General features: G+C 68.5%; 23 protein-coding genes and 1 pseudogene. 12 read left to right on the top strand and 12 right to left on the bottom strand.

Features of this window, described 5'->3' with window-relative positions:
• The first annotated feature begins 199 nt into the window (after nt 1-199).
• Nucleotides 200-1582 (top strand): flavin monoamine oxidase family protein, encoded by a 1383-nt coding sequence (locus QM806_RS09240; protein ID WP_005570224.1) that lies wholly within the window; start codon nt 200-202, stop codon nt 1580-1582.
• Here QM806_RS09240 and QM806_RS09235 read toward each other — a convergent pair.
• Together QM806_RS09235 and QM806_RS09225 are read right to left on the bottom strand one after the other, a co-directional pair.
• Nucleotides 1576-2373, bottom strand: a complete 798-nt coding sequence (locus tag QM806_RS09235) for an SDR family NAD(P)-dependent oxidoreductase (protein WP_005570226.1) — start codon at nt 2371-2373, stop codon at nt 1576-1578. The two genes, QM806_RS09240 and QM806_RS09235, sit on opposite strands and share 7 nt — an antisense overlap.
• 161 nt (nt 2374-2534) lie before the next feature.
• A pseudogene (locus QM806_RS09225) lies at nt 2535-3489 on the bottom strand (aldehyde dehydrogenase family protein).
• Nucleotides 3490-3511: 22 nt separating this feature from the next.
• Between QM806_RS09225 and QM806_RS09220 the strand changes: the two are divergent.
• The 3 genes from QM806_RS09220 (at nt 3512) to QM806_RS09210 (ending at nt 7684) form a co-directional block, all read left to right on the top strand.
• Nucleotides 3512-4090 (top strand): DUF4232 domain-containing protein, encoded by a 579-nt coding sequence (locus QM806_RS09220; protein ID WP_005254020.1) that lies wholly within the window; start codon nt 3512-3514, stop codon nt 4088-4090.
• Between the two features lie 87 nt (nt 4091-4177).
• Nucleotides 4178-4300 carry a hypothetical protein gene (locus QM806_RS09215; RefSeq protein WP_257014924.1) on the top strand — a complete coding sequence of 41 codons (123 nt, stop codon included), beginning with the start codon at nt 4178-4180 and terminating at the stop codon, nt 4298-4300.
• 111 nt (nt 4301-4411) lie between these two features.
• A complete protein-coding gene (locus QM806_RS09210; RefSeq protein WP_005571291.1) occupies nt 4412-7684 on the top strand; it encodes an arabinosyltransferase domain-containing protein in 3273 nt (1090 codons plus the stop codon).
• 43 nt (nt 7685-7727) lie between these two features.
• Here QM806_RS09210 and QM806_RS09205 read toward each other — a convergent pair whose 3' ends face one another.
• Together QM806_RS09205 and QM806_RS09200 are read right to left on the bottom strand one after the other, a co-directional pair.
• Nucleotides 7728-8183 (bottom strand): tellurite resistance TerB family protein, encoded by a 456-nt coding sequence (locus QM806_RS09205; protein WP_005254018.1) that lies wholly within the window; start codon nt 8181-8183, stop codon nt 7728-7730.
• A gap of 112 nt (nt 8184-8295) precedes the next feature.
• Nucleotides 8296-9039: a DUF429 domain-containing protein gene (locus QM806_RS09200; RefSeq protein ID WP_043792373.1), complete on the bottom strand. Its 744-nt coding sequence runs from the start codon at nt 9037-9039 to the stop codon at nt 8296-8298.
• A gap of 144 nt (nt 9040-9183) precedes the next feature.
• Here QM806_RS09200 and QM806_RS09195 point away from each other — a divergent pair, with 144 nt between their 5' ends.
• A complete protein-coding gene (locus QM806_RS09195; RefSeq protein WP_005571287.1) occupies nt 9184-10596 on the top strand; it encodes a purine-cytosine permease family protein in 1413 nt (470 codons plus the stop codon).
• A gap of 163 nt (nt 10597-10759) precedes the next feature.
• The gene (locus QM806_RS09190; RefSeq protein ID WP_005571286.1) at nt 10760-11167 is read left to right on the top strand and encodes a VOC family protein; all 408 of its coding nucleotides are present in this window, start codon (nt 10760-10762) and stop codon (nt 11165-11167) included.
• Here QM806_RS09190 and QM806_RS09185 read toward each other — a convergent pair.
• Genes QM806_RS09185 through QM806_RS09165 form a run of 5 tightly spaced genes read right to left on the bottom strand, consistent with a single transcriptional unit; the run spans nt 11164 to nt 15470 of the window.
• Nucleotides 11164-12318, bottom strand: a complete 1155-nt coding sequence (locus tag QM806_RS09185; RefSeq protein ID WP_005571283.1) for a M20 family metallopeptidase — start codon at nt 12316-12318, stop codon at nt 11164-11166. The two genes, QM806_RS09190 and QM806_RS09185, sit on opposite strands and share 4 nt — an antisense overlap.
• Complete coding sequence (locus QM806_RS09180; protein WP_005571282.1) at nt 12315-12986, bottom strand: DUF1028 domain-containing protein; 672 nt, start codon at nt 12984-12986, stop codon at nt 12315-12317. Before QM806_RS09180 ends, QM806_RS09185 begins: the two co-directional genes overlap by 4 nt.
• Nucleotides 12983-13396, bottom strand: a complete 414-nt coding sequence (locus tag QM806_RS09175; RefSeq protein WP_005571280.1) for a RidA family protein — start codon at nt 13394-13396, stop codon at nt 12983-12985. The genes QM806_RS09180 and QM806_RS09175 overlap by 4 nt, the downstream gene beginning before the upstream one ends.
• Entirely contained in the window at nt 13393-14853 is a 1461-nt protein-coding gene (locus QM806_RS09170; RefSeq protein WP_005571278.1) for a 4-hydroxyphenylacetate 3-hydroxylase family protein, read from the bottom strand. The genes QM806_RS09175 and QM806_RS09170 overlap by 4 nt, the downstream gene beginning before the upstream one ends.
• Nucleotides 14850-15470, bottom strand: a complete 621-nt coding sequence (locus QM806_RS09165; RefSeq protein WP_005254010.1) for a flavin reductase family protein — start codon at nt 15468-15470, stop codon at nt 14850-14852. Before QM806_RS09165 ends, QM806_RS09170 begins: the two co-directional genes overlap by 4 nt.
• A gap of 193 nt (nt 15471-15663) precedes the next feature.
• Here QM806_RS09165 and QM806_RS09160 point away from each other — a divergent pair, with 193 nt between their 5' ends.
• Entirely contained in the window at nt 15664-16569 is a 906-nt protein-coding gene (locus QM806_RS09160) for a dienelactone hydrolase family protein (protein ID WP_283291130.1), read from the top strand.
• Here the strand turns inward: QM806_RS09160 and QM806_RS09155 are convergent.
• Nucleotides 16527-17204, bottom strand: a complete 678-nt coding sequence (locus QM806_RS09155; RefSeq protein ID WP_005571273.1) for a YrhK family protein — start codon at nt 17202-17204, stop codon at nt 16527-16529. The two genes, QM806_RS09160 and QM806_RS09155, sit on opposite strands and share 43 nt — an antisense overlap.
• 119 nt (nt 17205-17323) lie before the next feature.
• Between QM806_RS09155 and QM806_RS09150 the strand changes: the two genes are divergently transcribed.
• Nucleotides 17324-18532 carry an enhanced intracellular survival protein Eis gene (locus QM806_RS09150; protein WP_283291128.1) on the top strand — a complete coding sequence of 403 codons (1209 nt, stop codon included), beginning with the start codon at nt 17324-17326 and terminating at the stop codon, nt 18530-18532.
• Here QM806_RS09150 and QM806_RS09145 read toward each other — a convergent pair.
• Both QM806_RS09145 and QM806_RS09140 read right to left on the bottom strand, forming a co-directional pair.
• Complete coding sequence (locus QM806_RS09145) at nt 18529-19455, bottom strand: LysR family transcriptional regulator (RefSeq protein WP_005254006.1); 927 nt, start codon at nt 19453-19455, stop codon at nt 18529-18531. The two genes, QM806_RS09150 and QM806_RS09145, sit on opposite strands and share 4 nt — an antisense overlap.
• Nucleotides 19456-19523: 68 nt before the next feature.
• A complete protein-coding gene (locus tag QM806_RS09140; protein WP_005571271.1) occupies nt 19524-21065 on the bottom strand; it encodes an APC family permease in 1542 nt (513 codons plus the stop codon).
• Nucleotides 21066-21452: 387 nt separating this feature from the next.
• Between QM806_RS09140 and QM806_RS09135 the strand changes: the two genes are divergently transcribed.
• From QM806_RS09135 to QM806_RS09120, 4 genes are all read left to right on the top strand, one after another.
• Nucleotides 21453-23570, top strand: coding sequence for an oxidoreductase (locus QM806_RS09135; RefSeq protein ID WP_043792376.1), 2118 nt, complete (start codon nt 21453-21455; stop codon nt 23568-23570).
• Between the two features lie 8 nt (nt 23571-23578).
• Nucleotides 23579-23944 (top strand): cupin domain-containing protein, encoded by a 366-nt coding sequence (locus QM806_RS09130; protein WP_005571269.1) that lies wholly within the window; start codon nt 23579-23581, stop codon nt 23942-23944.
• A gap of 35 nt (nt 23945-23979) precedes the next feature.
• Nucleotides 23980-25476, top strand: a complete 1497-nt coding sequence (locus tag QM806_RS09125; protein ID WP_210461095.1) for an aldehyde dehydrogenase — start codon at nt 23980-23982, stop codon at nt 25474-25476.
• A gap of 329 nt (nt 25477-25805) precedes the next feature.
• A complete protein-coding gene (locus QM806_RS09120; RefSeq protein ID WP_257237506.1) occupies nt 25806-25934 on the top strand; it encodes a GNAT family N-acetyltransferase in 129 nt (42 codons plus the stop codon).
• Nucleotides 25935-25948: the final 14 nt, after the last annotated feature.

The following is a 25948-nucleotide window of genomic DNA, read 5'->3' as shown; positions in this document are numbered from 1 at the left end:
TGTTAACCGCCCGCGGTTAACAAGTACTCACGGGCGGGACGCCCTTGACCGGGATACTCGCCGCGAGTAAGGATGAATATGTTCTGTGCGCGGCGATGTCATTCCCGGAGAGAGGAATTCACACCCCCATGACCAATGGCGGCGCACCCGTTACCTACGGCCGCACGAGGGCCGCGCGCAGAGCGCGAGGGGATGTGTCATGGCAGACATCGAAGTCGACTATTGCGTCGTAGGCGCCGGATTCGCCGGACTGACGGCGGCACTGCGCTTGAAACAGGCCGGACAATCGGTCGCGCTGCTGGAGGCGCGTGACCGGATCGGCGGGCGGACGTTCACCATGGTCCGCGAGGACGGTTCGTGGATCGATCGGGGCGGTGCGTGGATCGGGCCGGGACAGGACCGGATCTACGCCCTGATGGACGAATTCGGCGTCAAGAGCTACAAGCAGTACACCGACGGCGAGGCGATGATGGTCGTCGACGGCAAGCAGTACCGGTACAAGGGGACGATTCCCCTGACGATGAGTCCCTGGGCGGCCGCGAATCTCGGCGCCGTGTTCGTCGAACTCGGCGAGATGTGCAAGACGATTCCGCTCGAGGCGCCGTGGGAGGCGAAGAAGGCAGCGAAGTGGGACGCGATCAGCCTCGCCAAATGGCTGGGCGACAACACGCTGTCCAAGCCGGCCCACGACCTTCTCGAGACCGCCATCGCCGGCTGCTACACGTCCGCGGCGTCCGAGGTGTCGATGCTGTTCGTCCTGTACCAGATGGCGTCCGGCGGCGGTCCGAGTTTCGTTCTCGGTGTGAAGGACGCGGCCGAGGACGCGCGGCCGGTCGGCGGAATGGGTGCCGTCTACCGTCCGATGGCGGCCGCGATCGGCGACGCACTCCATCTGTCACAACCCGTCCGGGACATCGCGCAGGACGGCGACGGCGTGACCGTCCGATCCGCGGATATGGCGGTGCGGGCCCGGAGGGCCATCGTCGCGGTCCCCCTCGCGATCGCGAGCCAGATCCTCTACGAGCCGCTCCTGCCGATGGATCGGTCCTTCCTGCACCAGAGGATGCCGAGCGGCGCGGTCATGAAGATCGCCGTCGTCTACGACGAACCCTTCTGGCGCGCGGACGGATTGTCCGGGCAGTCCGCGGCACCCGACTCCCCCGCGACCGTCACCATCGACGCGAGCACCGACACGGGGCGCCCCGGTGTTCTGTGCGTGATCGTCGAGGGACCGATCGCCCGCACGCTGGGGACGCTGTCGGAAGCGGAACGGAAGAAAGCGGTGCTCGGCGAGTTGACCGCGAGGTTCGGAGCCAAAGCTGCCTCCCCCGTCGACTACATCGAGCAGAACTGGAGCGTCGAGCGGTACTCCGGCGGCGGCATGCTCAGCCATGCGCCGACGGGAGTGCTCACCCAGTTCGGCCACGCCCTCCGCAAGCCGTGCGGTCGCATTCACTGGGCAGGCACGGAGAGTTCGTCCGTGATGTGCGGCTGGGTCGACGGGGCCATCCGGTCCGGGGAGCGCGCCGCCCGGGAAGTCACCGAACACGACGGCGCGCTGTCACCCGCCCGCGCTCAGTAATAGACGGCGCCCGGAGCACCCCCGCCGACGGCAACCGCGTCGCCGGTGATCCCGACGCTGCGCGGTGACGCCAGGAACGTGACGACGTCCGCGACCTCGCTCGCGTCGATCAACCGGTGGATCGAGTTGGTAGCCAGCCGCGACTCCAACTCGGCGACCGGCACACCTTCCGCCTCGGACTGCGCCGCCAGCCGGTCGACGAGCCGTTCCGTCCGCGTCAGCCCCGGATGCACCACCGTCACGTTGATTCCGTGCGGTCCCAGTTCGTCGGCGAGGTTCTTCGTCAGCGCCGACACACCGACGTTCCGCACGGTCTGCGCGATGGAATTGGCCTGGCGTGCACCGAGCCCGCTGATATTGATGATCCGTCCCCACCCCTGCTCCACGAGGTGCGGTGCCACCGCGCGGGCGGTCCGCAGGTAGCCGAGCACCTTGATCTCGAGTTCGGCGCGCACCACGTCGTCGGTGGTGGACGCGAAGTCGCTCGGCTTGCCCGCGCTCCACGGTGTGGCCGCGGCGTTCACGAGAATGTCGACGCCGCCGAGTTCGTCCACCGTCCGCTGCACGAGGGCGCGCACCGAATCATCGTCGCCGGTGTCGGTGGGTACTCCGATCACCCGCCGCCCGGTCTCCTGCGACAGCGTCTTCGCCGCCAGTTCCAGCGCCTCGACGCCCCTGGCCGCGAGCACCACGTCGACCCCCTCCGACGCGAGGCTGCGCGCGATCGCGAAACCGATTCCGCGGCTGCCGCCGGTGACGACGGCCCGCTTGCCGCCCAGACCGAGATCCATGTCGTTCTCCTCATCTCCGCTGTCCGCCCCTCGGTTCGAGGGTAGGACCGCGACGGTCGGGAGTCACCGATTCGGTTCAGCGTGAGGCCAATTGCGCTCCGCGCCCGTGCGCCTTTTTGGTAGCAGTCACTACCAAAAAGGCGCACGGGCGGCGAAGCCGCCTACCGCTGGATCGACTTGATCTCGAGGAACTCCTCGAAGCCGAGGACGCCGGCCTCGCGGCCGATGCCGAACTGCTTGTACCCGCCGAACGGGGCGTTGGTGTCGAACCTCCCGCCGTTCACCTCGACCTGGCCGGCGCGCAACTGGTCGCGCGACGCGGTCGGCGCGGTCCTGGTCCCCGGACCAGATGCCGGCGGCGAGTCCGTACTCCGTTGCGTTGGCGATCCGCACCGCGTCGTCCTCGTCCCGGTACCCGATGATCGACAGGACGGGGCCGAAGATCTCCTCCTTGGCGACCACCTCGGGATGTCCGGCGATCGCCTCGCCCACAACGGGCCCGAATCCGCTGACGAGGCTGAACACGCCTGCCGGCAGACCGATTTCGTCGAAGATGTCGGCGAGCGCGTACGTGGTGAGCGGTGCCACCTCGGTCGGCTCGAGCACAACGGTGCATCCCGCGGCCAGGGCACCGCCGACCTTGAGCATCACCTGGTGGAGCGGAAAATTCCACGGGGTGATCGCCCCGACGACACCGATCGGCTCGCGCACGATCAGGGAGTTGCCCACCTCGTGGGCGTCGAAGTCGGAGGTGGCGGCCAGTTCGGCGAACGCAGCGAGGTTCGCGAGCGGCATGCCGATCTGGATGGGCTTCGCGAATCCCAGCGGCATGCCCATGTCGCGGGACATCAGGGCGGTGAAGTCGTCGAGGCGCTCCTGGATCAGGGCAGCCGCTTCCTGGAGGTACTCGCCACGTTCCTTGCCGCTGAGCGCGGACCATGCGGGGAAGGCTGCTCGCGCGGCCTTCGCGGCGCGATCGACGTCGTCGGCGGTGCCCTCGGCGACCACCTGCGCCCCGCAGCCTACGACCGGATTCCTCCGGCAAGGGCGAATGAGATCTCCCCGAACCACGCACCGGGACGGCACCGATCGCGGACCATCGACGTACGGCAGCACATCGGCGAAGAGGAGCGATCAGATGCGCACGCAGTCACCGGCACGCACCCTTCTCGGCGTACTCGGAATCGCCGCCGTGCTCACCGCCTCGGCGTGCGGCTCGACGGACGACACGGGGACCGCCGAACCCTCGCGTGACATCACCTTCACGAGATCCGCGCCCACCGAGACGACCGCACCGCACCCCGACCGCTGCCTGATCGGCGAACTGCAGGTGACGCTCGGACAGGCGAGTGGGGCCGCCGGATCTCAGGAGATCCCGCTCGTCTTCACCAACACCGGCACCCGCAGCTGCGTTCTCCACGGATACCCGGGGGTCTCGTACGTCGCCGCCCCGGACGGTCCGCAGGTAGGTGCCGCGGCCGATCGGGACGGCGGCACCGAGAAACCGGTGACGGTCGCCCCGGGCGCACGGGCCACCGCAGCGGTGCGTGCCACGGTGGTGCAGAACTATCCCGCCGAGACGTGTGGCCCCACTCCGGTAGCGGGATTCCGGGTGTACCCACCCGACGACACCGGGTCGGTATTCCTCCCCTACCCCACCACCGGCTGTTCGCAGACCGGCGTGAAACAGCTGTCGGTACAGCCCGTGATCGGGTGACCTGGTTCACCCGCCCCGGGTGAGTCGGCTCACCCTGTTCGCGGCCTACCGTCGGGCTATCGGCTCGCGTCGGAGGAAGGCGGAGGCATGTTCGAGATCATTCGCGAAGTGCATTCCGAGGTTCGGCACCGCCGCGGTCCGCGGCACCACCACCATCTCCTCACCCGAGCGGAGCGCCGGTCGCGGATCCTGAAGCACTTCCACATGTGATCCGCCGGGGCGGCCGGCCCTCCGACCGGGCCTGTTCTTGCCTTCGCTAACAATTGGCGCGGATGGGTACTATCCGACGTCGTGACTGACAGCAGGCTGGAATCGGCGAAAGTGTCCAGAGACGACTCGGACGAGTCGCCGATCGGGACCCCGCCCCAGTCGTCTCGCCTCGATCAGTCGGTCCGCTCCGCCCGCCTTCTCGCGATCATCGCCTCCGTCGTCGGAGTGCTGCTCACGTTGTCGCTCCCGTTCCTTCCGGTCGAGCAGGACAGCGCGACCCTCACCTGGCCGCAGAACGGCAGCACCGGAAGCGTCGAGGCACCGCTCGTCACCTACGCGCCGCTGAGCCTCGACGTGCAGATCCCCTGTTCGGCGGTCGGTGAACTCGCCGACCGCGGCGGGATCCTGACCTCCACCGCCCCCGCGGGCGCCGCCGACGCCGGGAGGTATGGACTGGTCGCCAGGGTGAATCCCGCGACCCCGGACGGTCCCGCCGGCGTCGAGGTGCTGTTGCGGAACAAGGTGCTGCTGTCGTCGCCGCTGGACCAGCTACCCGCAGACTGCGCGCTCGTGGTGTCGTCGGATTCCACGCGGACCAGCGCCGGTTTCGTCGCGGCGGGCCAGGACGCACCGACCGTCGTCGACGGCGACCTCCGCCCGCAGATGGTGGGCATCTTCAGCGACCTCGACGGTGCGGCGCCCGACGGACTGCAGGTGACGGCCCAGATCGACAGCCGCTTTTCGTCGACGCCCTCGACCCTCAAGTTCGTCGCCATGGTGGTGGGCGCGCTCGCGACGATTCTGGCGCTGGTGGCGCTGCACCGTCTCGACAACGTGGACGGGCGCCGGGCACGACGATTCCTTCCCACCCGCTGGTGGTCGTTCGGGGTCGTCGACGCCGTCGTCATCGGCACGCTGGTGCTGTGGCACTTCATCGGCGCCTCCACCTCCGACGACGGCTATCAGTTCAACATGGCCCGCACGTCCGCGGCGGCGGGCTACATGGCCAATTACTTCCGCTGGTACGGCGTCCCGGAGGCGCCGTTCGGGTCTCCGTATTACGACGTCCTCGCGGTGCTGGCGAACATCACCCCGGCGAGCCCGTTCGTGCGTCTGCCCGCGCTGCTCGCCGGCGTCGTCGCGTGGCTGGTGATCAGCCGTGAAGTCGCACCGCGACTCGGCGCCGCGGTCCGGGGCAACCGGCTCGCGCTGTGGACCGGCGGACTGGTGTTCCTCGCGTTCTGGCTTCCGTACAACAACGGTCTGCGGCCCGAGCCGATCGTCGCGGTGGGCGTGCTGCTCACGTGGTGCTCGGTGGAACGTGCCGTCGCGACCCGGCGACTGCTGCCCGCCGCGGTGGCGATTCTGGTCGGTGCGGCCACGCTGACCGCGGGCCCGTCCGGGTTGATCTGTTTCGGCGCCCTGGTCGCGGGCGCCCGGCCGATCCTGCAGATCGTGATCGCGCGGGCCAAGACGGTCGGATACATCGCATTGCTGGCTCCGCTCGTCGCGTCGGGGACCGTGATCCTGGTGGCGGTGTTCGCCGACCAGACCCTCGCCGCCGTCATGGAGATGCAGCACGTTCACGCGATCGGCCCCAACGTCCCCTGGTTCGACGAATACCTCCGCTACCAGTACCTGCTGAACATCTCCGTCGACGGTTCGCTGTCGCGCCGGTTCGGCGTGTTCGTGATGGTGCTGAGCCTGGCCGTGACGGTTTTCGTGATGCTCCGCAAGGGCGGCCGGATTCCCGGGACGGCGGCCGGACCGTCGCGGCGGCTCATCGGCATCACGCTCGCCGCGATGGGGTTGATGATGTTCACGCCCACCAAGTGGACGCATCACTTCGGCATCTACGCCGGCCTCGCGGGGTCGCTCGCCGTCCTGGCGTCCGTGGCGGTGAGCACCGCCGTGGTGCGCTCGCCGCGCAACCGCGCCCTGTTCGCGGCCGCCGTGCTGTTCCTGCTGGCGATGTGCTTCACCAGCACCAACGGGTGGTGGTACGTGTCCAGCTACAGCGTCCCGTGGTGGGACAAGCCGGTGTCGATCGCCGGCCTCGGTGCGGGCACCATCCTGCTCGGCGCCACGCTGGTGATGCTGCTGATCGCGGCGTGGTGCTACTTCCGCGAGCCCTACACCCGGACCGAATCCGTGCGGCGACGCCGGTTGTGGGCGATTCCGCCGTTGACGGTGGCGGCCGCCGCGATGGTGCTGTTCGAGGTGCTGTCGATGGCGAAGGGCGCGGTCGCGCAGTACCCCGCGTTCTCCCTCGCCCGCTCCAATGTCGATGCCGTCACCGGCGCACCGTGCGGTCTCGCCAACGACGTCCTGCTCGAAACCGATCCGAACGCGTCGCTGCTGCAACCACTGTCCGGTGACGCCGCGACCGCTCTCGCGGGTACGGGCACCGTCGGCTTCACGCCGAACGGCGTCGCCGGCGACCTCAGTGCCGACGAGGAATCGTCGGATGCGGGCGTCGCCAACTCCGTCAAGACCGACAACACCGAGCAGACGGCGTCGAGCAACGCCGCGGGCACCGGCGGCGGCGCCGGCGCGGTGGGTGTCAACGGCAGCGCCGTGGCTCTGCCGTTCGGCCTCGACCCCGACCGCACGCCCGTCCTCGGCAGCGACGGCAGCGACGGCGACGCGTCACTGACCACGGGCTGGTACCGGTTGCCGAACCCCGAATCGGACGCGGGGGCGGGTGACATCGTCTCCATCGCCGCAGCGGGCCGCATCCGCTCCGTCGACGCGGACGGCGTCGTCACCTACGGGCAGAACCTCGAGGTGGAGTACGGCACCGCACAACCGGACGGCGCGGTCGCGGTGTCGGGACGCGTGACGCCGATCGATATCGGCCCGGCACCGTCCTGGCGGAATCTGCGCGTCCCGCTCGATTCCCTGCCGGACGATTCGGATGTCATCCGACTCGTGGCGTCGGATTCGGACAGTGATCCGCAGCAGTGGCTGGCGGTGACGCCGCCGCGTGTTCCCCGGACGCAGACACTGAACGACGTGATCGGATCCGACTCGCCCGTGATGATCGACTGGGCTGTGGGACTTGCATTTCCGTGCCAGCGACCGTTCGACCACCGCACGGGTGTCGCGGAGGCGCCCGAATACCGGATCCTCCCCGACCGTCCCGGCGCGATCATGACCAGCCTGTGGCAGGACCGGTACGGCGGAGGCCCGCTGGGCTGGATCGAGATGACCCGGGCGAGCCGCACCATACCGTCGTACCTGAGGGACGACTGGGACCGTGACTGGGGCGGAGTGGAGCAGTACTCCCCGCTCGACCCCGACGCGAAGACCGCGGAGATCGACACCACCCGGATTCAGCGTTCGGGCATGTGGAACCCGGCGCCGATCATCACGGCCTACTGAGCGTCGGTGACGCGCCCCTGAGCCGGGCGCGTCACCGATCACCTCAGAGTTCGAATTCCGCCGGAGCGATGCCGACGGCGAAACAGGCGTCGCGCACCACGTTTCGCTCGTGCTGGTCGAAGTTGCCGTCGGCGCCACCGATGACGATGCCGATCTGGATGACGGCACGTGCCTGATCCTGCTTGGACTTCAGCTTCGCGATGGTGGCGGTGGCCTCGATCTTGCCGAACTCGAAATCGGACTGCAGCTTGCTGCAGTACCAGTCGAACTTCTGGCTCAGCTCGTCCGACGGGAACACACTCAGCGCCTCGTTGCTGGTGATCAGCGCCGCAGTCTTCTGACGCTCGGACGGGTCGATGGTCCCGTCCGCCGCGGCGATGAGGGCGCACATGGCCATGCTGGCGTTGGCGAACTCCTTGTTCTGGAACTGTGCCGTCTTGGTCTTGAGCTGGCCGTTCATCTCGAACGCCTTTGCCTTCAGCTGATCCCAGAAAGCCATTGGACTCCTTCTTCGTGTGCCCACGCACGGTGCGTGTGGTGTCCAATTTGCCAGGTTTCACCCGAGGGCGTCGCCGCGGTCGGTCTACCAGCGCAGTCACAGGAATCCGCCGCTAGGGCCGCAACGCCTGCAGGCCTCCCGTCGGCACGTGGATCCACCCCTCCCGTTCGGCAATGGCGCGGTCGTCGCCCTCGGGTAGCGCTGTGCAGCCGACGGCCGCTGCCCGCGCGATGACGGCGGCCAGCACGGCGTCGAGAGCATCGTCCGATTCGCGGCAGATCGGCTGGAATGCACCGAGATCCATCCAGTCCGCGGCCGCCAGGAGCGCGTCGACCAACTCCCCCAGCGTCACCCGATTCTGCGCGCTCTTGTATCCGCGCGACACCAGGCCCCAGGTGCGCAGCGCGGCCGCCGGATACGCCTCGACCACGCGGCCGTCGACGCGTCCGACATCGACGCCGAGGTCACCGAGTTCCGCGAGGATTCCGGCGCAGCGTAACGCGACGTGCGCGATGAGATCGGCCGACACACTGAGCGGGGATATCCCCGTCGCGGCTTGCACCACGAGGTCGGTGCGCCGCTTGGTCAGCGGTCGACGCCCGTCGCGGTTGGCGAGACCGTTGGCCGCGGACAGTCGGCCGGCGTGGTGCTCGGACACCATCCGGACGAACGCGTCGGGCCAGCCGAACGGTGCATCGATACCGGTCCTGTCGCACGCCAGCACGGCCTCGATCACGGCGTCGTTCCCGGCTCCCAGCCGGACGGACTCGACGCGGGCCACACCGCCGGACCAGTCGATGATCGCCAGGGCGGTCTTCTTCGGTTCGGCCGCCAGGTCGACTCCCACGGTACGCATCGACCCAGGCTAGTCCGACCTGCTGAATCAGAATAAGTGATGCAACACATCAGTTAGTTGTTCTGTACAGATTCACTGCCTCCGACCATTGTGGTCTCCACTACTCGACCTAGAAGTGGCGCACTTGCGCCGTTCGGAGGATTGATGCCCGACACCCACGTCGCCCCGATGCTGGAGAAGCACACCATCGGGTTCGTCCCGGAATCCGATCGCCACGGCAAGGTTCGCGATCTGTTCACGCTGTGGTTCGGCGGCAACCTCGCCCCGCTACCGATCGTGACCGGTGCCCTCGGCCCCAGCCTGTTCGGACTCTCGCTGTGGTGGAGCCTCGTCGCATTCGTCGTCGGACATCTCGCCGGGGGCGCCCTGATGGCGTTGCATTCGGCGCAGGGACCCCAGATGGGGATCCCCCAGATGATCCAGAGCCGCGGACAGTTCGGCACGTTCGGGGCGCTCATCATCGTGGTGATCGCCGCCGTGATGTATCTCGGCTTCTTCTCGTCGAACATCGTCCTGGCCGGCCAGTCGATGCACGGGATCGTGAACGGCATACCCGTGGACGTGGGGATCGTGGCCGGCGCTCTCGGCTCCGCCGTCATCTGCGTCATCGGCTACCGGTTGATCCACATCCTCAACCGCATCGGAACCTGGGTCCTCGGAATCGGAATCCTGGTGGGCTTCTTCGCCATCCTCACCGGCGACCTGCCGTCGGACTTCCTCACGCGGGGCGACTTCAACTTCGCCGGTTGGCTGGCCACCGTGTCACTCGGCGCGCTCTGGCAGATCGCGTTCGCGCCCTACGTGTCCGACTACTCGCGGTACCTCCCCAAGGACGTCGGCGTGCCGTCGACGTTCTGGGCGACATACCTCGGCTGCACCCTCGGCTCGTTCCTCGCCTTCGCGTTCGGTGCGGTCGTCACGCTCGCCGCACCGATCGGCATGGGCACCATGGACGGCGTCAAGGCGACGACGGGAAGCCTCGGCAGCATCATGCTGGTGCTGTTCCTGCTCAGCGTCATCAGCCACAACGCGCTGAACCTGTACGGCGCCGTCCTCGCCATCATTACGTCCGTCCAGACATTCCGCGCCCGCTGGATTCCGACCGCCCGCGCCCGGGTGATCCTCTCGACGATCATCCTCGTCGCGGCCTCCGTCGTCGCCATCGCGCTGTCGGCCGACTTCGTGTCGCACTTCGTCGATCTGGTGGTCGTGCTTCTCGTCGTGCTGGTGCCGTGGACGGCGATCAACCTCATCGACTTCTACCTCATCCACAAGGGCGTCTACGACCTCGAGTCGATCTTCCGCTTCGACGGCGGCATCTACGGCCGCTTCAACTGGACGGCCGTCACCGCCTACCTGCTCGGCATCGTCGTCCAGATTCCGTTCATGGCCACGTCCCTCTACACGGGGCCCGTGTCCGCGTTCCTCGGCGGCGCCGACCTGTCCTGGGTCGCCGGGCTGGTGGTGACCGGGCCCATCTACCTGCTCCTCGCGCGGCGCGGCTCGACCGGAGCGAAGACCACCTCCGGCGCCACACCTGTGCCCGCCCGGCAGTAGTCCCCGAACACCGCACCGCCCGAGCCTGTTACAGGCTCGGGCGGTCTGCGTGGCGACCGCCCCTGTCCGCTCGGGCAGGATTCGCCGTTGTCCACCACCCGGCGGTGCCTGCTCGTTAGGGTCGAAAAAAGAGACCGTTCCGCCGGAGAGAGAGTTGTCGCAGATGTCCAATTTCCCGGGCCTCACCCACGTCGCGATCACCGTGTCCGACCTACCGGCCAGCACCGCCTGGTACACCGCACTGTTCGGATCGGCCCCCGTCCTCGACGAGGACGAGGAATCGGGGACCTTCCACCACACGGTGTTCGCGCTCGACGGCGGCATGCTCTTCGGCCTGCACACGCACCCCGACGCCGGCGCTCCCGCACGATTCGACGAACGGCAGGTCGGACTCGACCACATCGCGTTCCAGTGTTCCCCCGACACACTGCCCCGGTGGGTGGAGCGGCTCGATGCCCTCGGCATCGAGCACGGGGGCATCAAGACAGCGCACTACGGTTCGGGCATCTCGTTCCGTGACCCCGACAACATCGCGCTCGAATTCTTTGCCCCACCCGTGAGTACTTCTTAACGTCGGGCGGTTAACAAGTACTCACGGGCGGCGGAGCCGCAGGCGTCGAGCAGTGTCAGGGCGAGGGCCAGCGCGCCGTCGACGGCCGCCCGGTCTGCAGCGGGCGCGGCGCTGGCCGCGGCGAACTCGGCCTGATGGTTGACCGCGGGCGCCGAGTCGATTCCGATATAGGGGTGGATCGCGGGAATCACCTGCGAGACGTTGCCCATGTCGGTGGAGGCCCGGTTCATCAGCGAGTCCGCGCCGGTGCGGAACACGCGGCCCAGTCCCTCCGCGTGCCGGACGTACGACGCGAGCAGCGCCTCGTCGGTGCGGAACTCCGAGTACGGTTCGCTTTCCGGGGCGATGGTCAGTTCACAGCCGGTTGCGACGGCGCCGGCCTCGAAGCAGCGGGCCACGCGGGGCTCGATGCGGGCCAGTTCCTCCAGCGTCTCCGCGCGCACGTACCAGCGACCTTCGGTGCGCTGGGGAATGGCGTTGGGCGCCTCTCCCCCGCGGGTCATCATTCCGTGCACTCGCGTGCTCGACGGAAGCTGTTGGCGGAGCAGCCCGATGGCGACCTGCGCCACCGTGAACGCGTCGGCCGCGTTGACACCCCGTTCGGGGTACGCCGCGGCGTGTGCCGCCTTGCCGTCGTACCGGATGTGGCTGTGGGACACCGCGTACGGTTCGGCCCGGGCGACGTCGACCGGGCCGGGGTGGGCCATGACGGCGGCATGGACGCCCTCGAACGCACCGCGTTTCAGCATGTCGATCTTGCCGCCCCCGCCTTCCTCGGCGGGGGTGCCGAGCACCGACAGGGTGATGCCGAGGTCGTCGACCAGCGGGGCGAGGGCCAACGCCGTCCCCACCGAGATGGCGGAGATGACGTTGTGCCCGCACGCGTGTCCGAGCCCGGGGAGCGCGTCGTATTCCGCGCAGACCGCGAGGTGCAGCGGTCCGGAGCCGACGTGTGCGCGGAACGCAGTGGGCAGTCCGACGTACTGCTGCTCGACCGTGAAACCGGCGTCCGAAAGCACCCCGGCCACCCGGACGCACGAGCGTTCCTCCTCCCACGCGACCTCGGGGTGGGCGTGGAGGTCGTGCGACAGAGCCAGGATCCGGTCTTCCGCCCTCCTGGCTCCGTCACGAACCGCGGCGTCGGCGCTCACAGGTCCCCCGGCACGCCGTAGGACGGGGCGGCCGTCGGGTCGACACCGCGCACCCGGTAGTCCCGCTTCTGCGGTTCCCACACCGTCCACAGCCGGCGCAGTTCGCCGACCGGGTCGTCGTGCCAGTCGACGCGCAGATCGGTGACGGGCCAGGGCACGTCCTCGACCACCTGGACTCCCGCCGAGTGCACGGGCCCCGCCTCCCCGCCCGCGGTGACGGCCGCGGTGAGTCCGTCGAGCAGTCTGCCCTCGAACGTCGGGGCGGTACTCGACACGTAGCCGAACAGCAGCGACCGGATGACGCCTTCGTCGCGAAGCATGTTGCCGGCGACGGCGGCGCCGTTGCCCTGCGCGCTGCTGTGGATGCCCAGCGTCTGCGCGCCCGAGTGCACCGCGGTGCCGCCGTCCGCATCGACGATGACGACCTGGCGGTAGTCCGGGAACTTCTCCTGCGCGAGTGCGGTTTTCAGTGCGGTCTCCGCGTTCGCACCCGAGGCGAGTGCGTCGAGACCGATCGGCCCCAGCTGCGGGTTGGTCACGTTCTGGGAGGCGACGACGCCGACCCCGGACCGCACGTGCAGGCAGCGTGCGGCCACGGCGGGGCTCGAGGAGCAGACGACCATCCCGAACGCGCCCCCGGGATCACGGGCGACGAGTGAGAACGTCATGAGCTGATCACGGCCGTCGCGTCGATCTCGACGAGCCATTCGGGCCGGGCGAGGGCGTCGACGACGATGCCGGTGGACACCGGGTGCACGCCCTTCAGCCAGCGTCCGACCACTCGGTAGACGGTCTCGCGGTACCGGACGTCCACCAGGTAGATGGTGACCTTGACGACGTCCTCCAGCCGGCTGCCCGATTCCTTCAGCAGCATCGCGATGTTCGCCATCGCCTTCTCGGCCTGGGCCTCGACGTCGCCGATTCCCACCGACTCCCGGGTGTCGAGGTCCTGTCCGATCTGCCCGCGGAGATACACGACTCCGCCGGCGACGACGGCCTGGGCGAGGTCGTTGTCGAGGTTCTGTTCCGGGTACGTGTCGCGGGTGTTGAACGAGCGGATGCGGGTGTGGGTGGTCATGCCGCACCTCCGTCGACGTTGTCCGACAGTCCCGCTGCGGCCTTGACCAGCCCGAGCGGACCGTCGAAGTCGAAGTTGCGGTAGACGGCGGCGAGCTGCGCGAAAGGCGGCGACTGGGCGAAGAGCTGGAACGTCAGGCGATGTCCCGCGTAATCGCTGTTGAGCAGGTCGCGGGCGAACGCGAGGAGCTTGCGACGGTCGTCGGCCACCCAGTTGTCGTTGATGGAGTAGAACTTCTCCAGCCACGGCGCGACGTCGGGGTCGGCGAACGTGGCGGCGTCCGGGGTGATGCAGATCTGGCCGCCGCACAGCTCGCGGGCGATGTGCATCATCGCGGGCAGCTGGCTGAGCGCCATCACCCGGCCGGTGTAGAGCAGGGACTGGTTGGGCATGAGCAGGCCGCCGGGGCTGGGCTCGGCGAGGGAGATGGCCGCGGTGAGGTGGGCGTTGATCGTCTCCCGGTAGCAGGCGAGCTGAGCGAGCTTCTCCTGCACCGCCTGCTGCTTCTCGAGCCCGCTCTGCTTGACGTTCCAGAGTGCGGATCCGATCATCAGATCGGCGAGGTGCAGGGTGCGTTGCACGAACGGGAATGCGCTGTAGCGGTGCAGGGTGGAGCGGATGAACGTGGCCGCCCGAGTGTGCCGGTAGAACAGCACGCCTTCCCAGGGGATCTCGACGTTGTCGAACACGACGAGGGACTCGACCTCGTCGACGCGGTTGGCGAGCGGGTAGTCGGCGGACGGCGCACGGCCGGCGAACCCGTTGCGGGAGATGTACTTCAGCCCCGGCGCACCCATGTCGAGCACGAATCCGACGGCGTAGTCGGACAGTTCGCTGTTGCCCCAGTTGGCGATGGTGGGTTTGGTGAACGCCTGGTTGGAGTAGGCGGCGGCGGTCTCGTACTTCGCGCCGCGCACGACGATGCCGTTGTCGGTCTCCTTCACGACGTGCAGGAGCATGTCGGGGTCCTGATCTTGCGGCGCCTTGGACCGGTCGCCCTTGGGGTCGGTGTTCGCCGACACGTGGAACGGGTCCTCCCGGACCGACCGGTCCAGGTGGCGGCGGATGTTCTCCGAGAATCGCGGGTCCACCTCGTTGAGGACGTCCTGGCCGTCGAACAGCGACCACATCTCACCGATGGTCTCGTCACCGACGCGGGTGACCACGCCCCGGGTGTCCTCGAGTACCAGGTCGACGGCGGCGCGCTTGTCGAGCCAGTCCTGCTGCGTGCGGGGAAGCTTGTTGGCGATGGCGTTGCGTTCGCCGGATTCGGGATCGACGTAGGTCATCGCGTCCTGCGTGGCCTCGTCGTGTGCGAGGTCGTAGATGCGTGCCCGCACGTCGACGATCGGCTTGAACATGGGATGGTTGGCCACGTCCTTGACGCGTTCCCCGTCGACCCAGACCTCGCGGCCGTCCCTGATGGACTCCCTGTATTCGTCTCCGGTGCGGATCATTTCGTGCTCCTGGTCCTCGGCGCGGGGTGTGCGTCCGGGTAGTCGGGGAAGGTGGAAGGTTCGAACGCTGCGGGCTTGCTGTAGGTGTGGGAGGCGTACACGAGCGGTTCACCGGGGTGCGCCTCCACGGCGGCGACGCGCCCGATGTAGACGCGGTGGGTGCCGGCCTCGATGACGTCGTGGACGGTGCAGTCGAACGACGCGATCGCGTCGTGGACGCGGGGTGAGCCGGATTCGGCCACGGTCCAGTGCCCGCAGGTGAAGTCCCACCGCTGCTTGCCGGGCCAGGGGCGGCCGGCGAAGGTGTCGGCGACGTGATCGTGCTGGGTGGCAAGCACATTGACGCAGAAGACGCCGTTCTCGGAGATCGCGTCGTTGACCGGGCTTCGTCCGTGCAGGCAGACCAGCACCAGCGCCGGGTCGGCCGAGACGGAGCACATCGCGCTCACGGTCTGCGCGGCGCGCCCGCCGGGGCCGTCGGTCGCGACGACGGTGACTCCGGTGGCGACGGCGCCCATGGCCGCGACGAAGTTGACGGTCGAGCTGTCCGGCATCGGTGCGGCCACCGATGTTCGGGCCGTCGTTTCGACGGCGGCGTGACGGTCAGCGATCGGCATGACGGGCTCCTTTCTGTGTGCGGTGAGCGAGGAGTTCGTGCCGTTGCACCAATCTTGAGGTGCCCGGCGAAATCTGTACAACACAGATAAGTGGCGCACTGCATAAGGAAAAGTGATGAAGTGGGAACCGATGCCGATCACGGCTTCGACCAGGGATAATTCCCTACATCAGCCGATGCGGACGGGGACGATCATGACGCCACTGCAACGCTATATCGCCGAAGAGATCGCGATCGACCATGCCGACGGGCTGCTGTCCCGCCGGGAGGCGTTGCGAAGACTCGGACTCATCGGCCTCGGCGTGGCGGCGGCGTCCTCGCTGCTCGCCGCGTGCGCCACCGACAGCGACGAGTCGCCGACCTCGGCGCCGGTGACGCCGGGCGGGGCGACGCCGCCGCGACCGGGAGCGGCCGAGGCAGTCGAGACCGAAGCGGTCACGTTCCCCGGCCCGGACGGCCGGGTCCTGCAGGGCGCGTGGGCCGACGCCGCCGCGCCCCGCGGAACGGTCCTCGTCATACACGAGAACAAGGGCCTCACCGACCACATTCGTTCGGTGGCGGGACGATTCGCGGGTTCCGGTTACTCCGCGCTCGCCCTCGACCTGCTCTCGGAAGAGGGCGGGACCGCGACGTTCACCGATCAAGCGCAGGCCACCGCCGCGCTGGCCACCGTGCCGCCGGCACGCTTCGTCGCCGACATGAAGGCCGGGATCGACGAACTCGGGCGTCGGGTGCCGGACGAGAAGATGGCGGCGGTGGGGTTCTGCTTCGGCGGCGGGATGGTGTGGCGACTCCTCGCGTCCGGAGAGCCGCGGCTGGCGGCGGCGGTCCCCTTCTACGGTCCCCTGCCCGAGGGCGCCGACTTCTCCGGGTCGAAGGCCGCGGTCCTCGCCCTGTACGCGGAATTGGACGCCCGGGTGAACGCGTCCCGCGACGCCGCGGCCGCCGCACTCGCGAAGGCGAGGCTACCGCACGAGATCGTCACGGTTCCGGGCGCCGATCACGCGTTCTTCAACGACACCGGGCCCCGCTACAACGCGACCGCGGCAGCCGAGGCCTACGAACGTGTCCTCGCCTGGTTCGGCGAATACCTGGGGTGAGGCGGGCGCATCAGCAGTGCGGCCACGAGGAAGCAGACGGCTCCCACGAACGTGCCCAGATCGGCGATCGTCGCGTTCTTCAGCGCGTCGGTGCCGGGCACGATGTACGCGCCCACCGCGGACACCCCGAACGCTATCGACCCGATCATGTTCAGCCAGGTGCTGCGCCAGTTGCGGGCATGCGGATCCCACAGCTTGTCGGTTTCGGTGGTGGCCACCACCGCCAGACCGCTGGCGACGAGGAACGCCGTCGACCCGAAGAGGTCGGGACGCCACCCCCACACCCGGTCCTCTTCGACGGTGAGGCTCTGGATCAGCACGACCCCGGTACTCACGTTGAACAGCAGGGTGCCGACGAACTGGATCAGCGCCGCCCACCAGTCGTAGCGTTCGACCGTCGCGGATTCCTCCCCGGGCACCGGCCTGCCGCTGAGCCGCAACTGGATGAATCCGGCGGTGGTGAAGAACAGCGACCCGACGAAGTAGGTGATGTTGTCGATCTCGGGGCCGACCGCCTGCCCGTACACCCGCGTGGCCGCCATCCCGAACAGGAAGGAGCCGATGACGAATCCCCAGGACTCCCGGCGCAGCCGGAGCGTTCGGCGAGGTGCGGACGAGGTGTGGTCACTCGACACCGTGACGTCACCCCCTCACCGGTCGGCAAGGTCTCAGACTCTCCGAAGACACGCACCGGGTCAAGGTCGGACGCCGAAATTCGGCTGCGAGTCCACGTGGGGTGTGCCAGTGTCGGGACATGACGACGACCACCGCCGGCATCACGATCAGAACGGCGACCGAACAGGACTGGCCGAAGATCACCCTGCTCAACGAGATCTGCTTCGTGACACCGCAGACCGAGGAGTTCACCGCCCACTGGAAGCAACTCGTCAGCGGCGCGCCGCCGATCATCGCGCTCGACGAGGACTCGGTGGTCGGCGCCACCATGGACATCCCCATGACCGTCACCGTTCCCGGTGGCGAAGGCGTTCCCGCGGCGGGTGTCACCGCGGTGACGGTCGCGCCCACCCATCGACGCCGCGGCCTCCTGCGCGCGCTCTACGCCGAACATCACGCCCGCATCCGGACGTCGGGTGTCCCGCTGTCACTCCTCACGGCCAGCGAGGGCGGGATCTACGGACGCTTCGGGTACGGACCCGCGACCGTCGAGACCACGTCGAGCATCGACCGCCGGTTCGCCGTGCCGCACCCGAAGGCACCGGACCCGGGTGGTGTGCGGATGGTCCATCCCGCGGAGGCCCGGGTGGCGTTCACCGACCTCTACGACCGCTGGCAACGGGTGACCCCGGGGGCGCAGGTCCGGCCCGGGATCGTGTGGAATCGGATCTTCGCCGACCGCGAGAGCGAGCGCGGCGGCGGCACAAGCCTGTTCGGGCTCGTGCACGACGACGGTTACGTGCTCTACCGTCGCGTGTCCGGCGACAACGGAACCGTCGCCCGGGTGGAGGAGATCCGCACGGTCACGCGGGACGCGCACGCGGCGTTGTGGCGGGCACTGCTCGGCCTGGACCTCGTGCGCCGCATCGAGGCGCACCTCACCCCCGAGGACCCGCTGCCGTATCTGCTGACCGACGGCCGGCTGGTGCGCACCACCTCGCGCCACGACGAGCTGTGGGTCCGGATCATGGACGTGCCCGCCGCGCTCGAGGCCCGCAGGTACCGAACAGACATCGACGTCGTGATCCAGGTCGACGACGGATTCCTGGACGCCGGTGGGCGGTTCGCGCTGACCGTGCGGGACGGCACCGCGATGTGCACCCCGACCGACTCCGCCCCGCAGGTGGTGCTCGACCTGGACGTGCTGGGCAGCCTGTATCTCGGCGCCCACCGGGCACGCACGTTCGCGGCCGCGAACCGGCTGCAGGCTGCGGACCCCGACGTCCTCGACCGTGTCGATCACGCCTTCGGCGCCGACCGCGACGCCCAGATGGGGTGGCCGTTCTAACGGCCCGAACCGGCCTGTTTCGCGAACACCGCCCGCGCCCGTTCGGCGACGGCCCGGGCCCGCGCCGTGCTCCGCACACCCTTCAGCCGGGCGAGCACCACGGGCAGGCCGGGAACGTCGTCGGCGATCGGCAGCGTCGCGACGCGTCCGCCGTCGTAGGTCCGGCCCTCGGCGGGCCGCTGGTTGAGGATCGAGAAGCCGTGGCCGCGGGCGACGAGCCCGCGCACCGTTTCGTAGCTTGCGGACCGGTACCGGACCACCGGCGTGACCCCCGCGGCGGACAGCATCGCCAGGAAGTAGTCGCGGCTGCTCGGCAGGTCCAGCAACACCATGGGTTCGCCTTCGAGCTCGGCGAGCGTGATCGCGTCGTGGCCGGCGAGCCGGTGGTCGGGCGGAAGGATGACGTGCGGTCGGGCGACCCCGAGCGTCTCCGTCTCCATGTCGTCGCCCAGCGCGAGGTCGTACGTCAGGGCCAGTTCCGCGGTGCCGTTGCGCAGCGCCGCCCGCACCGCCTCCGCCTGCGTCTCGACGACCTCGACCTCCAGGTCGGGGTGCTGATCACGCAGGTCCGAGATCAGTGTCGGGAGGATGAACGGGGTGAGGGTGACGAAGCAGGCCAGGCGCACCGTTCCCCGGACGTTGTCCTCGTGGCCGCGGGCCGCGTCGAGAACCTCACCGAGGTGGGCGAGGACGCTGCGGGTGTCGCGGAGCATCTCCTCCCCCGCCGCGGTGAGGACCAGTCCGCGGGACCGTTGCCGGATGAAGAGCTGAGTGCCGATCTGGTGCTCGAGTTGGGAGATCGCCGAGGAGACCGCCGACTGCGCGACCATCAGTTCGTCGGCTGCCTTCGTCATGCTGGAGAAGTTCGCGGCCTCGACGAAATACCTGAGCTGGGTGAACGTCACGTCGGGTCGTCGTTGCATGCGCTCTCCTCGGGATCTGAGGCCACCAGGATCGCAGGTCTCCGACCGGGGAGCCACCCGCGACACCGTCAGCGGATGTCTGCCTTCACGAGGTCGGGGTCCTGCTCCGATCCGGGGCCGTCCTCCCGGGCGGGGCGCGGGCCGCTCGCGGACCGCACGGACTTGCCGCGCACGTATCCGACGGCGCCGAGGAGCGCGAGCACGGCCAGCGTTCCGAGGGTGAACAGTTCGAACGTCCCCTGGCTCACTCCCCAGATCTCCTCGAAGTCGTAGTCCAGGCCGAACACCGATTCCAGGGTTCCGGGGAAGACGGCCACCCAGGAGCCGAGCAGCACCCATGCGAAGCAGAGGATGCCGAGCACGCGGAAGCCCGCGTTTGCGGTGGGAACCCGGAAGGGCCGCACGACGTCCGGGAATCGTGTGCGCAGGCGGACCGCCGAAGGGATGACGATCAGGTAGCTGAGCAGGAACGTCGAGATCGAGATGGTGAGCACGACCGCGAAAATGGAACCACCGGAGCCGGTGATCTGCATGGCCGCGATCATGAAGACGGTGGCGACGAGTCCGGACAGGAAGTTGACGCGCACCGGCGTTCCGAGACGCGGATGGAAGCGGCCGAAGAACCCGCCGAAGAACGCGCCGTCGGCCGCGGCCATGGCCTGCATGCGGTCGCTGATGATCATCCACGCCGCGCCCTGGGTCATCAGGATGACCGCGAAGATCACCCCGGTCACGGTGAGCATGGCGGGTGCGGCGGGACCGTAGACGCTGTACACGGTCGCGACCGCCTCGAGAAGTCCGCCGACACCGGTGATGTCGTCTGCGGGGACGACGAGCAGGATGGCGAAGATCGGCAGCAGGTAGGACGCGGCGGCGATGGCGCAGGCGCGGGCGATCGAGATCGGGACGTCGCGGGCGGGGTTCTTCATCTCCCCGGCGGCGCTGTTTCCGGATTCGAACCCGAGGTAGGAGAACAGCAGCAGCGGCGTCACGCCGAGGAGCCCGGTCAGGGTGGGGCTGAAGTCGCCCGCCGAGATGCCGGCGAATCCGTTCTTCGCGGCGTAGATGCCGGTGGTGACGAGGAAGAACAGCAGGAAGACGATCTTGAGGAACGCACCGACCGTCGGAATCCATTTGCCGCGGGCCAGACTCACGACGGCCGCGAGCACCGTCAGCCAGATGAAGACGAGTTTGAACAGGTAGTCCGTCACCGATCCTTCCTCGAACGCGGTGACGTAGTGGTTCCAGGTCTCCGCGGCGATGAACGCCATGGACCCGCCGACCCACACGGGCTGGGTCACCCACGTCAGCAGCGATGCGAGGGCGGCGAGGGGCCGGCCGAACGCTCTCCGGACCCACACGTACACACCGCCCTCGCCGGTGAACGTGCTGCCGATCTCGGCGAAGATAAGGCCGTACGGCAGCAGGAAGAACACCGCGAGAACCAATGCCCAGGTGAATGTCTCCGCGCCGAAGGTGGAGACCTGACCGAGAACCTCGACCGACACGACCGCCGCGACGATGAGGAAGACGATGTCGAAACGGCCGAGTGACTTCTGGAGATGTTGCGTCTGTTCGTCCGCCAGGGCGGTGGGGGTGTTGTCGCTCATCGATGTACCTCGTTGCTGGAGCCGATGGGAATGTGCTTGCGCGCTGCCGGTTTTCAGTCGGCCGGTTTCAGTCGGCGCGGTAGACGGTCCGCCCCTCCACCATGTCGGCGGCGCCGAAGATGCACCCTGTTTCAGCGGCTGCGGTCGAATCTGTGGTCATGACGTCTCTCTCGTTGCAGTGATGCCGGTCACTACTGTCGTCCGCACCCGGCAAATCTGTACAGCACAAAGATCCGGGGTACTGCATCAGTTCTCCAGATGCGGAGGCCGCCGGGTTGGCATCTGAATAACTGATGCAGTGGCACGGAAAGATCCTGTTGACTGTTGTGGTCGGGCGGACCGACGATTCTGGCACTGCACGAACCCGAACAGCGTGAGGAACCCACCGTGCGTGATCCGCGATACGACATCCTTTTCGAACCGGTCAAGATCGGACCGGTCACCGCCCGCAACAGATTCTTCCAAGTCCCGCACTGCAACGGCATGGGCTACCGCGACCCCTCCGGGGAGGCGTACATGCGGCGCGTCAAGGCCGAGGGCGGCTGGGCCGTCGTCTGCACCGAGCAGGTCGAGATCCACCCCACCTCGGACATCGGCCCGTTCATCGAACTACGCCTGTGGGACGACCAGGACCTGCCCGCCCTGACCCGGATCTCCGAGAAGATTCACGAGGGCGGCTCCCTCGCAGGCATCGAACTCGCCCACAACGGCCTGAACAGCCCCAACCTGATCAGCCGCGAGACCCCACTCGGCCCGCAGAATCTGCCCGTCGTCTCCTGGAACTACGACCCCGTCCAGGCCAGGGCGATGACCAAGTCGGACATCGCCGACCTCCGGCACTGGCACAAGGAGGCGGTGCGCCGGTCGCTGAAGGCCGAATACGACATCGTCTACGTGTACGCCGGGCACGCGATCGGCGGCCTGCACCACTTCCTGTCCCGCCGCTACAACAACCGGTCGGACGAGTACGGCGGCAGCCTGACCAACCGGGTTCGCCTGCTCCGCGAGATCCTCGAGGATTCGCGTGAGGTCGCCGACGGGAAGGCCGCCGTGGCGTGCCGCATCTCGGTCGACGAACTCCTCGGCGACGAAGGGATCACCCGCAGCGAGATCGAGGACGTGATCGGCCTGCTCGGCGAGACCCCCGATCTGTGGGACTTCGTGCTGGGCAGCTGGGAGGACGACTCCGTCACCTCGCGGTTCGGTCCCGAGGCGGAGCAGGAACCGTATGTCCGCGGGCTGAAGCGACTCACCACGAAACCCGTCGTCGGCGTCGGCCGCTTCACCTCGCCCGACACGATGCTGCACCAGGTCAAGAGCGGCATCCTCGACTTCATCGGGGCGGCCCGCCCCTCGATCGCAGACCCGTACCTTCCCCGCAAGATCGAGGAGGGCAACCTCGAGGACATCCGGGAGTGCATCGGTTGCAACATCTGCGTGTCCGGTGACTTCACGATGTCCCCGATCCGCTGCACCCAGAACCCGACGATGGGCGAGGAGTTCCGGCGCTGCTGGCACCCGGAGCGGATCAAGGTCCGCTCGACCGATTCGAACGTCCTCGTGGTCGGCGCCGGCCCCGCCGGACTCGAGGCGGCGCGCGCGCTCGGGCAACGCGGCTACCACGTCAGCCTCGCCGAGGCGAGCAGGCAACTCGGCGGCCGTGTGACCCGCGAGTCCAAGCTGCCCGGCCTGTCCGCGTGGATCCGCGTGGTCGACTACCGCGAACAGCAACTCCGCAAGCTCCCCGACGTCGACGTGTTCATGGAGAGCGAGATGACCGCGGACGACGTCATCGAGAACGACTTCCATCACGTGGTCGTCGCCACGGGCTCGCACTGGCGCCGCGACGGCGTCGGCCGGTGGCACACCCACGCCGTTCCCGTCGACGAGCACGCCGACGTCCTGACCCCCGACGACGTGATGGCGGGGCTCCGCCCCCGGGGCAACAAGGTCGTGCTCTTCGACGACGACCACTACTACCTCGGCGCGGTCGTCGCCGAACTCCTCGCGAAGGAGGGATTCGACGTCACCCTGATCACCCCGGCCGCGCACGTGTCGCAATGGACGACGAACACCATGGAGGTGGTCCGAATCCGCAAGCGAATCATCAAGGCCGGCGTGCACGTTCAGGTCAACCGCGCCGTCACCGCGGTCACCCCCCAGGGCGTGCGCACCGTGTGCGCGTTCACCGGCGACGAGCAGTTCGTCGACGCGGACAGCGTCGTCCTCGTCACCGCCCGACTCCCGCACGACGGGTTGTTCCACGAACTGCAGTCCCGCGAATCCGAATGGGCCGACGCCGACCTGCGCAGTGTCCGCGGCATCGGCGACGCCTGGGCGCCGTCCACCATCGCGGCGGCGGTCTGGTCCGGGCACCGGTACGCCGAGGAACTGGACGAACCACCCGCCCCGGGTCCGGTCGCCTTCCGACGCGAAGTCACCGGACTGTCCATCGAACCCGTCGAGAAATTCTCCGTCGCCCCGCTCGCCACCGCACAGAACTGAGGAACACCATGACCGCAGTGCACCCGATCCCGACCGACGCCCGGAACATCGCGGCGATGACACCCAGCGCCTACGTCACCGCGGACACGCTCCAGGCAGGCGATCCGAAGGAACACGAAATGGTCCACCTGAGCAGCGGGGACGAGAAGTTCACCATCGGCTCGTGGCGTGCGGAGCCGTATCGCGAGTACATCGAGTCGTACCCGGGCGACGAATACACCCGGGTGCTGGAGGGTTCGGTGACGTTGACAGCGGACGACGGCGTCGCACACACCTTCGGACCCGGCGACGCGTTCACCCTGACCAAGGGGTGGCGCGGCGAGTACCGCGTCGACGAGCCCCTGCTCAAACAGTTCGCCATCTATGTTCCCTGATCGCACACCACCACTTTCGAGCCCGAGGGATGACGATGCCTGATCCGACCACACTCGCCGACTGGACCCGGCTCGCCGCGACGATCACGCTGCGCCGGGAGCTTTTCATCGACGGCGCGTTCCGTCCCGCCAAGTCGGACGAGACGTTCGACTCGATCAACCCGGCCACCGGTGAGCTGCTGGCACGGGTGGCGGCCGCCGACGCCCCGGACGTCGACGCCGCGGTACGGTCTGCGCGCGAGGCGTTCGACTCGGGCGTCTGGTCGCGGAGCCCGGCGTCCCACCGCAAGCGGGTCCTGCTCCGGCTCGCCGAGCTGATCCTCGAACACCGGCACGAGCTCGCCCTGCTCGACTCCCTCGACATGGGCAAGCTCGTGGTGGAGGCGCTGACCGTCGACGTCCCCTCGGCCGCCGAGCTTTTCAGGTTCTACGCCGAGGCCCTCGACAAGATCGGCGGGGAGATCGCGCCCACCGATCCCGGGAGTCTCGCGCTCGTCTCCCGTGAACCCCTCGGGGTCGTCGGGGCGGTGGTCCCGTGGAACTTCCCCCTCGACCTCGCGGTGTGGAAACTGGCGCCGGCCCTCGCGGCCGGCAACAGTGTCGTCCTCAAACCCGCCGAGCAGGCTCCGCTGTCGGTGCTCCGGCTGGCCGAGCTCGCCGCCGAGGCGGGGCTGCCCGATGGCGTCCTGGGTGTCGTCCCGGGGCTCGGCGCCACCGCCGGGGCGGCGCTGGGCCTGCATCCCGACATCGACGTAGTCGCCTTCACCGGCTCGACCGAGACCGGGAAACGGTTCCTCCGGTATGCGGCGGACTCGAATCTGAAGCAGGTCTGGCTCGAATGCGGAGGCAAGAGTCCCAACCTGGTCTTCGCGGACGCCGACCTCGACGACGCGGTGGAGAAAGCCGTCTTCGGTGCGTTCTACAACCAGGGTGCGGTGTGCTCGGCCAACTCCCGGTTGCTGGTCGAGGAGTCGGTGGCCGAACAGGTGACCGAGGCCCTCGTCCGCCGGGCGTCGTCGATCCGCCCCGGCAATCCGCTCGATCCCGCCTCCACGCTGGGCGCGATCGTCGACGAGAACCACGCTCGCACCGTGGCGGGGTTCATCGACCGCGCCCGGTCCGACGGCCGGGTGTTGCTGGGCGGCAACAGGACCACCGTCGACGGCCGCGGATCCTTCGTCGAACCGACGATCTTCGCGGACCTCGCACCCACGGCCGAGGTGGTGACCCAGGAGGTGTTCGGACCCGTCCTCACCGTCCAGACGTTCACCGACGAGGCCGACGCCGTCCGGATGGGCAACGACAGCATCTACGGGCTGGCCGCCTCGGTGTGGACCGAGAACCTGAACCGGGCGCACCGCGTCTCCGCGGCACTGCGGGCGGGAACCGTCTCCGTCAACACCGTCGACGCCATCAGCGCGCAGACCCCGTTCGGCGGGTTCAAACAGTCCGGGTTCGGCCGTGACCTCTCCGTACACGCGTTGGACAAGTACACCGGACTGAAGACGACGTGGATCCGGCTACGACAGTGAGCTCCCGACCTCGCCGGGCGAATGTACCCGTCGGCGCTGCCGAGGCGCCCGAAGGTACATTCGCCCCGAAACAGCACTTCATGGCGATACTTCTACGATTTCGCCGATCACCGTGCGCCGGCTCGAAGCGAGGGACTGGGGGTTGGTGCTCCGAATCTATTCGGAGGGCATCGTCGGCGGGCTAGCCACTTTCGATACCGAGACCCCGACGCAGTCGGAACTGGACGCGCGCTGGCTGGACGGCCACCGGTGGGTGGTCGAGGTGGACGGAACGGTCGCCGGGTGGGCGGCCCTGTCCCCCGTGTCCTCGCGGCGCGTCGGTGCTGGCCATGAACACCGGGTCCATCGCACTGCACCACGCGGTCGGCTACCGGACGGTCGGGGTGCGGCAACGCCTCGCGCAGATCGACGGCGTCTGGCACGACAGTGTGCTACTCGAGCGCCGCCGGGACACCTGACATTGCGACCACCC

The sequence above is a fragment of the Rhodococcus sp. IEGM 1351 genome (assembly GCF_030056875.1).
Lineage (GTDB): Bacteria > Actinomycetota > Actinomycetes > Mycobacteriales > Mycobacteriaceae > Rhodococcus_F > Rhodococcus_F opacus.
The sequence above is the reverse complement of the archived record's forward strand: the minus strand, read 5'-3'. Positions and strand labels throughout refer to the sequence as shown.

Coding starts and splice junctions, on each gene's coding strand:
- QM806_RS09175 (WP_005571280.1), bottom strand. CDS start 13,396: ATGACCACCCACACCCGCATCCGCTCGTTCAACACCCGCGACACGTAC.
- QM806_RS09235 (WP_005570226.1), bottom strand. CDS start 2,373: ATGGATCTCGGTCTGGGCGGCAAGCGGGCCGTCGTCACCGGCGGCAGC.
- QM806_RS09190 (WP_005571286.1), top strand. CDS start 10,760: ATGTCCAATTTCCCGGGCCTCACCCACGTCGCGATCACCGTGTCCGAC.
- QM806_RS09165 (WP_005254010.1), bottom strand. CDS start 15,470: ATGCCGATCGCTGACCGTCACGCCGCCGTCGAAACGACGGCCCGAACA.
- QM806_RS09180 (WP_005571282.1), bottom strand. CDS start 12,986: ATGACGTTCTCACTCGTCGCCCGTGATCCCGGGGGCGCGTTCGGGATG.
- QM806_RS09120 (WP_257237506.1), top strand. CDS start 25,806: ATGAACACCGGGTCCATCGCACTGCACCACGCGGTCGGCTACCGGACG.
- QM806_RS09140 (WP_005571271.1), bottom strand. CDS start 21,065: ATGAGCGACAACACCCCCACCGCCCTGGCGGACGAACAGACGCAACAT.
- QM806_RS09150 (WP_283291128.1), top strand. CDS start 17,324: ATGACGACGACCACCGCCGGCATCACGATCAGAACGGCGACCGAACAG.
- QM806_RS09130 (WP_005571269.1), top strand. CDS start 23,579: ATGACCGCAGTGCACCCGATCCCGACCGACGCCCGGAACATCGCGGCG.
- QM806_RS09145 (WP_005254006.1), bottom strand. CDS start 19,455: ATGCAACGACGACCCGACGTGACGTTCACCCAGCTCAGGTATTTCGTC.
- QM806_RS09205 (WP_005254018.1), bottom strand. CDS start 8,183: ATGGCTTTCTGGGATCAGCTGAAGGCAAAGGCGTTCGAGATGAACGGC.
- QM806_RS09160 (WP_283291130.1), top strand. CDS start 15,664: ATGACGCCACTGCAACGCTATATCGCCGAAGAGATCGCGATCGACCAT.
- QM806_RS09240 (WP_005570224.1), top strand. CDS start 200: ATGGCAGACATCGAAGTCGACTATTGCGTCGTAGGCGCCGGATTCGCC.
- QM806_RS09220 (WP_005254020.1), top strand. CDS start 3,512: ATGCGCACGCAGTCACCGGCACGCACCCTTCTCGGCGTACTCGGAATC.
- QM806_RS09215 (WP_257014924.1), top strand. CDS start 4,178: ATGTTCGAGATCATTCGCGAAGTGCATTCCGAGGTTCGGCACCGCCGC.
- QM806_RS09200 (WP_043792373.1), bottom strand. CDS start 9,039: ATGCGTACCGTGGGAGTCGACCTGGCGGCCGAACCGAAGAAGACCGCC.
- QM806_RS09170 (WP_005571278.1), bottom strand. CDS start 14,853: ATGATCCGCACCGGAGACGAATACAGGGAGTCCATCAGGGACGGCCGC.
- QM806_RS09195 (WP_005571287.1), top strand. CDS start 9,184: ATGCCCGACACCCACGTCGCCCCGATGCTGGAGAAGCACACCATCGGG.
- QM806_RS09125 (WP_210461095.1), top strand. CDS start 23,980: ATGCCTGATCCGACCACACTCGCCGACTGGACCCGGCTCGCCGCGACG.